Origin of the sequence: Streptomyces polyasparticus, from assembly GCF_014493765.1 — a bacterium.
Lineage (GTDB): Bacteria > Actinomycetota > Actinomycetes > Streptomycetales > Streptomycetaceae > Streptomyces > Streptomyces polyasparticus.
The window spans coordinates 52,466-61,927 of the sequence record NZ_JACTVJ010000008.1 but is presented as its reverse complement, the minus strand read 5'-3'; the positions used below and the strand labels follow the sequence as shown (position 1 = coordinate 61,927).

Below are 9,462 nucleotides of genomic sequence, written 5' to 3'. Positions count from 1 at the left end.
TACCGGCTGAACCCGCACTGGATGACCGTCTACGCCCCCGACCTCGACAAGCTCACCGGCACATGACGCCGGGCCCGTCGACGAGGGCCTGCGCGTACGCGGGTGCCGGGCCGGTCGCCAAGGCGACGCCGTGCGTCCGCTCCGCCCAACCGGCGTCCCTCTCGTGTGCCCCAACGTTCTGAACCCTGCTGCCGGGGTCCACCGGGACGGCCGAGTGTTCACCGGTGTCGTCAGGGTTTCGGCGCCCTCCGCGGCGGAGCTCGGCCTCGGTGGGATCTGACCCGACGGACCTGGACGGGCATGGACGAGCTCGGCTGGGCTCGGCGCGTCCGAAGAGCCGAGCCCGGGTGGGCCTTGCGCTCACCCGACTCCGGCGCGGAGGATACGTTCTCCGATGTCGAGGAGTGGGGCCGTACGGGGTTGATCGCTCCCCTGAGGGAGTGGGAATGAGGCTGAACGACGCGGACCGCACGGAGCTGGTCGTGGCGGCGCAGGCCGGTGACGAACGGGCGCGCGAGCAGCTCATCGCCGCGTATCTGCCGTTGCTCTACAACATCGTCGGGCGCGCCCTGAGAGGTCACGCCGACGTCGACGACGTCGTACAGGAGACCCTGCTGCGCGCGGTGCGCGACCTGCCCGCGCTGCGGGCACCGGAGAGCTTCCGGTCCTGGCTGGTGTCGATCACCCTCCGCCAGATCAGCACGCACCGGGAGCGGCAGCGGGCCTTCGCCCACCGGACCGAGGTCATCGACGAGGCGCACCGCATACCGGATGCCGCCGCCCAGCCCCATGACATGACGGTGCTGCGGCTGCAGATGTCGGACGAGCGCCGGCAGGTGGTCGAGGCAGGACGGTGGCTCGACCCGGACCAGCAGGAGCTGCTCGCACTGTGGTGGCAGGAGTGCGCGGGCACGCTGAGCCGCGAGGACCTCGCCGCGGCGACGGGACTGACGGTCGCTCACGCCGGTGTACGTCTGCAGCGCATGCGCGAGCAGTTGGAGCTCGGCCGGACGATCGTCGCCGCCCTTGCCGCCGACCCGCGCTGTGCGCAGCTGGACGAGACCGTCGTCGGCTGGGACGGCCGGCCCACCTCGGTGTGGCGCAAGCGGATCGCGCGGCACACCCGCGTCTGCCCGGTCTGTACGGCGACCGCGGCGGAACGGATTCCGGCCGAGCGGCTCCTGGTGAGCATCGCGCCGCTCGCGGTTCCTGCGGCGCTGGTCTCCGCGCTGGCCGCCAAGGGGCTGCTTTCGGGTACGGCGGGAGTGGCCGGTACGGCTGCGGGTACCGCCATGAGCACCGCCGGGCTGGCCACGGGCACGGCACACGTCACCGCCGGCGCGACGACCGCCACCAGTGGCGCACTGATCGGCAAGGTCACCGCGGTGACCGCTCATCCGCTGGTCGGCCTGGCCGCGGGCGCGGTGCTCATCACCGGGGCGGCCACGTACGCGGTCTGGCCCGAGCCTGCGCCCCGTACACCCGGTGCCGCCGCCGCTCCCACGGCCAGTGAGCCGCGCTCCCCGGAGCGCACGGTCGCGCCCGCCGCCACCGTTCCGCTGGGCGACCGGTCGCTCGAATCCGTGGACCGGCCCGGTCAATTCCTCACGTACGACGGTGACTTCGCGACGCTCGGCCAGGTCTCCGCGGACAGCAGCCCGCAGACACGGCAGCGGGCCACCTTCTCGGTCGTGCGCGGGCTCGCCGACAGCAGTTGTGTCACCTTCCGCGCCGCCGACGGCCGCTATCTGCGCCATCACTACCTGCGGCTGCGGCTGAGCGCCCCGGACGGCAGCGATCTGTTCCGACGGGACGCCACCTTCTGTCCGCGCCCCGGGACGGCCGCCGGGTCCGTGACCCTGCACGCGCAGAACTACCCGGGCTCGGCGCTGCGTCCGCGCGACGGCCGGATCCGGCTCGACGGCTCCAACGGCACCCGGGCCTTCACCGGCCAGGCCTCTTTCCTCGTACGGGGAAACTGGGGCTGACCTCGTACGAGAGGGCTGAACCGACCTCGTACGAGAGGGCTGAACCGACCTCGTACGAGAGGGCTGAACCGACCTCGTACGAGAGACCCTTGGGCCGCGCCACGACCGGGCCGCGGGGTTCGGCATAACGTTTTCCGGGCGCGAGATTCCTCACCGGCGTATCGCCGTGGCAGCGCCGCTTTTCCGTTACGAGGCCGAAGGCCGGGGGGCCTCCACTCAGTGACGTCCCCCGTAAGAAACCGGAAAAGAACCGGAAGAGAGCCACTCGCATGATGCGACACACCCCCCGACCCGACGTGACCCGAGCCCCCGGAGGCGAGTCATGAAGGGACTGCACCGGCTCAGCCGGCGTCGCAAGACTCTGACGATCGGTGTCTCGGCCGCCGCCCTCGTGGCCGGCGTCGTCACGCTGCTCCCCAACTCGGCCGGGGCCGCTTCCCTGGACGAGCAGGCCGTGCCCTCGGGCCGCTACTTCGGCACGGCCGTGGCCGCGGGCCGGCTGAACGACTCGGCGTACACCGCGATAGCCGACCGTGAATTCAACATGGTCACCCCGGAGAACGAGATGAAGTGGGACGCGATCCAGCCGTCCCGCGGCACGTTCAACTTCGGGCCAGCCGACCGGATCGTCCAGCGCGCCAAGGCCAACGGCCAGCGGCTGCGCGGCCACACCACGGTCTGGCACTCGCAGCTGCCGGCGTGGGTCAAGGCCATAGGTGACGCGAACACCCTGCGCAGCGTGATGAAGACCCACATCACCACCACGATGAACCACTACAAGGGCGAGATCTACGCCTGGGACGTGGTCAACGAGGCGTTCCAGGACGGGCCCAGCGGGCAGCTCCGCGACTCGGTGTTCCAGAAGGTGCTGGGCAACGGCTTCATCGAGGAGGCCTTCCGCACCGCACGGACCGCCGACCCCGCGGCCAAGCTCTGCTACAACGACTACAACATCGAGAACTGGTCGGACGCCAAGACCCAGGGCGTCTACAAGCTGGTCAAGGACTTCAAGTCCCGTGGTGTGCCGCTCGATTGCGTCGGGTTCCAGAGCCACTTCGGGACCAGCGGGCCGCCGGCGAGCTTCAGGACCACGCTGGCCAACTTCGCCGCCCTCGGTGTCGACGTCCAGATCACCGAGCTGGACATCGCCCAGGCCTCGCCCACCCACTACGCGAGTGCGGTCAACTCCTGTCTTTCGGTGGCCCGTTGCACCGGCATCACCGTGTGGGGCGTACGGGACAGCGACTCCTGGCGGGCCACGGAGAACCCGCTCCTGTTCGACCGCGACGGCAAGCCCAAGTCCGCGTACACCGCGGTCATGAACGCGCTCGCCGGCGCCTCCGGGCCCCAGCCGAGCACGCCGCCCACCGGCGGCACCGGCAGCGCGGGTCAGATCAAGGGCGTCGGCTCGGGCCGCTGCCTCGATGTGCCCAACTCGGCTACGGCCAACGGCACTCAGGTGCAGCTGTGGGACTGCAGCGGCAAGGCCAACCAGAGCTGGACGTACACCGCCGGCAAGCAGCTGAAGGTGCTCGGCGACAAGTGCCTGGACGCCAAGGCGAAGGGCACCACCAACGGCACCCCGGTGGTCATCTGGGACTGCAACGGCGGCACCAACCAGCAGTGGACCGTGAGGTCCGACGGCTCGATCGCCGGCGTCCAGTCCGGCAAGTGCCTGGACGCGGTGGGAGCGGCCACCGCCAACGGCACCAAGCTCCAGCTGTACACCTGCGTGAACGCGGGCAACCAGAAGTGGACCGCCCCGGCCCCTGCGGGCGGCGGCGACGCGGGTGCGCCCTGCACGCTTCCGTCCACGTACAAGTGGAGTTCGACGGGCGCCCTGGCACAGCCGGCGAACGGGTGGGCCTCGCTCAAGGACTTCACCAACGTGGTGCTGGGCGGCAAGCACCTCGTCTACGGCTCGGGCTACACGGGCACCAAGTACGGCTCGATGATGATCAGCCCGTTCTCCGACTGGTCCGGCATGGCGTCCGCCCAGCAGAAGGCGATGAGCAACAACACCGTCGCGCCCACGCTGTTCTACTTCGCGCCCAAGAAGATCTGGGTGCTCGCGTACCAGTGGGGCCAGTGGCCGTTCATCTACCGCACGTCGAGCGACCCGACGAACCCCGAGGGCTGGTCCGCGCCGCAACCGCTGTTCACCGGCAGCATCACCGGCTCCCCCACCGGGCCGATCGACCAGACCCTCATCGCCGACGACAAGAACATGTATCTGTTCTTCGCCGGAGACAACGGCAAGATCTACCGGGCGAGCATGCCGATCGGGAACTTCCCGGGCAGCTTCGGCTCCACGTATACGACGGTCATGAGCGACACCGAGGCCAACCTCTTCGAGGCGCCCCAGGTCTACAAGGTCAAGGGGCAGAACCAGTACCTCATGATCGTCGAGGCGAAGGGGGCCAACGGGCGCTACTTCCGCTCGTTCACGGCTTCCAGCCTCGGCGGTACGTGGACACCGCAGGCGGCGACCGAGAGCAACCCGTTCGCGGGCAAGGCCAACAGCGGTGCCACCTGGACCAACGACATCAGCCACGGTGACCTGGTGCGCAGCAACCCGGACCAGACCATGACCGTCGACCCCTGCAATCTGCAGTTCCTCTACCAGGGCAAGTCCCCCACCGCGGGCGGCCCTTACGACGCGCTGCCGTACCGGCCGGGGGTCCTGACCCTGAAGCGCTGATCCCGGGCGCCTGAACGGGTGCTCACCCTGTCCTGATTCCGACGTCCCGTCCGTGCACCCGCGCGGGCGGGACGTCGCGCATCACAGCCGCCACCAAGGGTGATACTGGTGGATCACGTCGCAACGTGGACGGCACGGCTGGAGGTGGCGGCGATGCGGCACGAGCATCAGGACGGCGCAGTCCCGCCGGACGACGCGGATCGTTGCCGCGACGCCTCCGACGCGGACCGCAAGCGGGTCACGGGCGCGCTGACGGACGCCGCCGCGGCCGCCGGCGATGCGCGGCAGGTGCCCGCCGCCCTGTGCCGGGCCTGTGTGGCGCTGCTTCCGATCACCGGCGCCTCCGTCTCCCTCGCCTCCGGAAGCACGGTGCGCGCGCTGTGGTTCGCCAGCGACGAGACCGCGGCCCGGCTCGCCGAGGCCCAGTACACGCTGGGCGACGGTCCCTGCCAGAGCGCGCTCAGGCTGTCCGCCCCGGTCCTCGCCGGTGATCTCACGCAGGGGCCCGACGTCGGAAGGTGGCCGGTCTTCGCCCATCAGGCGGTCGAGTTGGGAGTGCGGGCGGCCTTCTCGCTGCCGCTGGGCTCGGGTGCGCAGGCGATCGGCACGCTCGATCTGTACCGGGACACCCCGGGCGCCCTGTCCTGGCGTGAGCTGGGCATCGCGATGATGGTCCGGGACGCCGTCACGTTCGCCGTCCTCAATCTGGGAAACGGGCACCCGGCCGCCGCCGACCCCGTCGAGGGCGGAGTAGCGTCGTGGATGGAGGCCGCCGACGCGGACCGTACGGAGGTCCATCAGGCCGTCGGCATGGTCATGATCCAGCTGGGCGTCGACCCGGAGCAGGCCCTGGACCGTATGCGGGCCCGTGCCTTCGTGCGGGGCCGGACCGTCTCTGAGGTCGCCCACGAGATCATCAACCGCAGCTACCGGTTTTCGCGCGAAGGGGATGACCAGGGACCGGGTGACATGGGACCGGGTGACAAGGGACCGGGCGGTCCGAGACCGAGCGACCAGCGATCGAGTGGCCAGCGATCGAGTGGCCAGGGACCGAGTGATCAGGGACCGAGTGATCAGGAATCAGGCGACCAGGGACCGGGCCGGCAGGAAGCAGGCGACGGCGCAACCGAAGAGGGACGGTGAACGGTCGTGAACCGCGAACAACAGCTCGCCGAGGCATTCGTCGGGCTGACCGACACTCTCGCCGAGGACTTCGATCCGGTCATGCTGCTCGACCGGCTCGCACGGCACTGCGTCGACCTCGCCGGAGCCGACGCGGCGGGCACCCTGATGGGCACGGCCCGCGGGGGGCTGCGCACCATGTCCGCCTCCGACGGCGGGGCCGCGCTGTGCGAACTGCTGCAGCTGCAGATCGACGAAGGGCCCTGTCTGGACACGCACCGCACGGGCCGACCCGTCGACGCCCCCGGCCTGCCCGAAGGCGGGCGCCGGTGGCCGCAGTTGACGCCGCTCCTGGTGCGGGCCGGCTACCGGTCGGTGCACGCGCTGCCGCTGCGGGTCGACCACACGACCATCGGCGCCGTCGGTCTGCTGCTCACCGGCCCGGACGGGATGCCCGCCGACGACCTCCGCCTCGCGCAGGCGCTCGCGGACGTCGCCGCCATGGCGCTCTTCCACTACCGCCCGGAGCCCGTCCGCAGCACCGACGTGCTCACCCGCGCGCAGGCCGCCGTGGCCGCGAAGGCCACCGTGGACATGGCCACGGGGATGCTCGCCGAGTTCGGCGGTCTCCAACTGGCCGAGGCCGACCGGACCCTGCGCGCCTACAGCCACCGGCACGGCGCCCGCCTCACGGACACCGCGCAGGCGCTCGTCCGCCGGGAGCTCGCCCCGGGCGCCGTGCTCTCGGCGGTGAGCCCCAAGTGAGGTTCTGCCCTACGGACAGGTCTACGTGATGTCCCGGCGTACGGACCACACCGTGCCCAGGAGCGCGAACGTCAGGCCGTAACCGGTCAGCAGGAGACCGCCGGCCCACGGCTGAAGGAACTCCTGCGTGGTGAGCGTGATCTGCGTCAGGGCCGAGGACGAGGGGCCCGGCAAATAGCGCGAGAAGGCCTCGAGGGCCGGTACGCCGGTGAGGATCGGCTCCGCGACGAAGCGGTACACCAACAGGGCGACCACCGTGGCGACTTGGTCCCGCAGGAGTGCGCCGAGGCCCGCGCCGATCAGCGAGAAGAGCGTGACCGAGGCGAGGACCCCGAGGGCCGTGCCGGGGATGCCGTGCGCGGTGAGCGACAGGCCGATGCCCTTCGCCGAGAGCCAGGGCAGGGCGATCGCCGTGACCACGCCCAGGCCGAGGACGGCGAAGGCCGCGCCGACGCTCGCGTACGCGAGGAGCTTGGCGGTGACGACGCGCCCCCGGTGCGGCGTGGCCAGGAAGGTCACGGTCGCCGTGCGGTGCCGGAACTCCCCCGTGACGCCGATCGCGGCCAGGACGGCGGCCAGCGTGCCGGTGCCGCCGGCGGCCACCGCGAACAGCGTCTGCTGACCAGGGGCCGTGTCGAGCGGCGGCGTCCAGGTCCCGGAGCCGTCGGAGAAGGCGATCAGAAGGCTCGCGTACAGGGCGGTGAGCGCCAGGGACGCGAGCAGCAGCCAGAGCCAGAGGCGGGTGGTGAACAGCTTGTGGAACTCGCCGCGTACGAGTCGGCTCAAGGACTGGCGCTCCATGGTCACTTCCCCTCTCGCGAGCCGGCGCCGATGCCGATGCCGTTTCCAGTGCCGCTGCCACTGCCGCTGCCACCGCCGGTGAGAGTGAAGAAGAGAGTCTCCAAGTCGCCCGATTCCGGCGTGAGTTCATGCAGCTCGATGCGGTGGCGGTGGGCGAGGCGGCCGATCTCGGCGCACGGGAGGCCGGTGACCGTGAGGGCGTCGGGCCGGGTCCTGTGCGTGCGCGCACCGGTGGCTTCCAAGGCCGTACGGAGCGCTTCGGCCTGCGGGCTGTGCACCGAGACCTGTCCGCCGGGGAGGTGGGCGAGCGGCCCCGCGTGGACGAGGCGCCCCCGGTCGATGATCACGACACGGTCCACGAGCTGCTCCATCTCGGAGAGGAGGTGGCTGGAGACCAGTACGGTCCGGCCGGCGTCCGCCCAGGTGCGCAGGAACTGCCGTAACCAGGCGATCCCTTCGGGGTCGAGGCCGTTGGAGGGTTCGTCGAGGACGAGGACTTCGGGGTCGCCCAGGAGCGCGGCGGCGAGGGCGAGACGCTGGCGCATCCCCTGCGAGTAGCCGCCGACGCGGCGCCGGGCCGCTTCGGCGAGGCCGACGGTCTCCAGGGCCTCGTCCGCCCTGCGCCGGTCGAAGCCGTGCACGGTGCACAGGACGGCGAGATGATCGCGGCCGGTGCGGGCGGGGTGGAAGCCGGTGGCCTCCAGGGCGGCGCCGATCGTCCGCCCCGGGTCGGGCAGTTCGGCGTACGGGCGGCCGTCGACCGTCGCGCTGCCGGAGTCCGGGGCGACCAGGCCGAGGAGCATGCGCAAGGTGGTGGTCTTGCCCGCGCCGTTCGGGCCGAGGAAGCCGGTGACCGCGGCGGGCTCCACCTCGAAGGTGAGCCCGTCGACCACCCTCCGGCCGCCGAACGCCTTGGTCAGGCCCCTCACTTGGATCTTCATGGTCGACCACTCCCCTCGGGCGGCCCATGGCACTACCCTGTATACGGAGGTGCTACATAGTGAAGTTACTTCACAATACGCCGGACGAGCCCGCCACCGCCAGGGCTTCGCTCGACCGTCTCTTCGAACTGGCCGAAGTACTCGGTTCGTTGATGCAGCGCGGTCTCGCCGAGCGCGGGCTGACGACGGCGCGGGCCGGGGTGCTCTGGGAGCTGTTCCACCACGGGCCGATGACCCAGCGGGCGCTCGCGGCCCGGCGCGGGGTCACGCCCCGCAATGTGACCGGCCTCCTGGACGCGCTGGAGGAGGAGGGCCTGGTCACGCGCGGGGCGCATCCGACCGACCGGCGCGCGACGCTGGTCTCCCTCTCGGCGAAGGGGCGCACCTTCACCTCCGACCTGCGCGGCGGCCGCGACGAGCTCGCCGCCGTCCTGTTCGGGGACCTGCCGCCCGGCCAAATGGCGGCCTTCACCGATACGTTGACGGTGGCCATCGACCGCCTGAAGGGCGTGGAGCCCGGCGGCGAGGCGCCAGGAACCGGAGAGTCATGAGCACTGACGTGGACATCGAGCCCGCCCTTGAGCTCCTGCGCCGGTGCGGCGCCGAGGCCATGGAGCACCCCGGCGGCACCCTGCTCGCCCATCTGCTGCGCGTACGGCAGCAGCTCGCCGCCTGGGGTGCGCGGCCGGAGCTCCAACTGGCCGGACTCTGCCATGCGTTCTACGGAACGGACGGGTTCGCCTCCGCGCTGCTTCCCCTGGAGCGGCGGGCCGAGCTCGTGGCCGCGATCGGTGCCGAGGCCGAGGGGATCGTGTATTTCTACGGGGCGTGCGAGCGGGCGACGACGTATCGCGAACCGGGCGCGTACCGCGACCGGTTCACCGGCGAGGACCGCCATCCCACGCCGCAGGAGCAGCGGGACTTCGCCGAGCTCACGGCGGCGAACGAGCTCGATCTCGCCCTGGTCGACGAGGAGTTCCGCCGCAAGCACGGGGCAGGCCTCCTGGAGCTGTACACCAGGATGCGCCCCGCCCTGAGCCCTGCCGCCTGGCAGGCGTGCGTCGAGGTGCTCCGGGGCGAGGGGCGTACGGCGACTGCCTGATCGGGCAGGCCTCCGTACGCGGCACGGAACGGGCCGAGGGGC

At 71.3% G+C, this 9,462-nt stretch carries 8 protein-coding genes and 1 pseudogene; 7 read left to right on the top strand and 2 right to left on the bottom strand.

The annotated features are described in order from the left end of the window. The 5 genes and pseudogenes from H9Y04_RS47765 to H9Y04_RS19270 all read left to right on the top strand — a co-directional run. A pseudogene (locus tag H9Y04_RS47765) lies at positions 1-66 on the top strand (pyridoxamine 5'-phosphate oxidase family protein); the annotation flags it as partial. A 380-nt stretch (positions 67-446) separates the two neighbouring features. Further along, the gene (locus tag H9Y04_RS19285; protein WP_187815182.1) at positions 447-1,988 is read left to right on the top strand and encodes a sigma-70 family RNA polymerase sigma factor; all 1,542 of its coding nucleotides are present in this window, start codon (positions 447-449) and stop codon (positions 1,986-1,988) included. Between the two features lie 322 nt (positions 1,989-2,310). Continuing rightward, complete coding sequence (locus tag H9Y04_RS19280; RefSeq protein WP_187815181.1) at positions 2,311-4,689, top strand: non-reducing end alpha-L-arabinofuranosidase family hydrolase; 2,379 nt, start codon at positions 2,311-2,313, stop codon at positions 4,687-4,689. Positions 4,690-4,797: 108 nt separating this feature from the next. After that, the gene (locus H9Y04_RS19275; protein ID WP_308801034.1) at positions 4,798-5,832 is read left to right on the top strand and encodes a GAF and ANTAR domain-containing protein; all 1,035 of its coding nucleotides are present in this window, start codon (positions 4,798-4,800) and stop codon (positions 5,830-5,832) included. 6 nt (positions 5,833-5,838) lie between these two features. After that, entirely contained in the window at positions 5,839-6,576 is a 738-nt protein-coding gene (locus H9Y04_RS19270; RefSeq protein WP_187815180.1) for a GAF and ANTAR domain-containing protein, read from the top strand. A gap of 21 nt (positions 6,577-6,597) precedes the next feature. On the opposite strand, the gene H9Y04_RS19265 is transcribed toward H9Y04_RS19270, so the two are convergent. Further along, positions 6,598-7,377, bottom strand: coding sequence for an ABC transporter permease (locus tag H9Y04_RS19265; protein WP_187815179.1), 780 nt, complete (start codon positions 7,375-7,377; stop codon positions 6,598-6,600). A 2-nt stretch (positions 7,378-7,379) separates the two neighbouring features. Beyond that, on the bottom strand, positions 7,380-8,318 hold the full coding sequence (locus H9Y04_RS19260) for an ABC transporter ATP-binding protein (protein WP_187815178.1): 939 nt from the start codon (positions 8,316-8,318) through the stop codon (positions 7,380-7,382). A 59-nt stretch (positions 8,319-8,377) separates the two neighbouring features. Here H9Y04_RS19260 and H9Y04_RS19255 point away from each other — a divergent pair, with 59 nt between their 5' ends. Then, entirely contained in the window at positions 8,378-8,869 is a 492-nt protein-coding gene (locus H9Y04_RS19255) for a MarR family winged helix-turn-helix transcriptional regulator (RefSeq protein WP_187815177.1), read from the top strand. After that, positions 8,866-9,420, top strand: coding sequence for a DUF6817 domain-containing protein (locus H9Y04_RS19250; protein WP_187815176.1), 555 nt, complete (start codon positions 8,866-8,868; stop codon positions 9,418-9,420). Before H9Y04_RS19255 ends, H9Y04_RS19250 begins: the two co-directional genes overlap by 4 nt. The last annotated feature ends 42 nt before the right edge of the window (positions 9,421-9,462 follow it).

Excerpts from the sequence above, each read along its gene's own strand:
- H9Y04_RS19285 (WP_187815182.1), top strand. The coding sequence starts at position 447 with ATGAGGCTGAACGACGCGGACCGCACGGAGCTGGTCGTGGCGGCGCAG.
- H9Y04_RS19280 (WP_187815181.1), top strand. The coding sequence starts at position 2,311 with ATGAAGGGACTGCACCGGCTCAGCCGGCGTCGCAAGACTCTGACGATC.
- H9Y04_RS19265 (WP_187815179.1), bottom strand. The coding sequence starts at position 7,377 with ATGGAGCGCCAGTCCTTGAGCCGACTCGTACGCGGCGAGTTCCACAAG.
- H9Y04_RS19260 (WP_187815178.1), bottom strand. The coding sequence starts at position 8,318 with ATGAAGATCCAAGTGAGGGGCCTGACCAAGGCGTTCGGCGGCCGGAGG.
- H9Y04_RS19250 (WP_187815176.1), top strand. The coding sequence starts at position 8,866 with ATGAGCACTGACGTGGACATCGAGCCCGCCCTTGAGCTCCTGCGCCGG.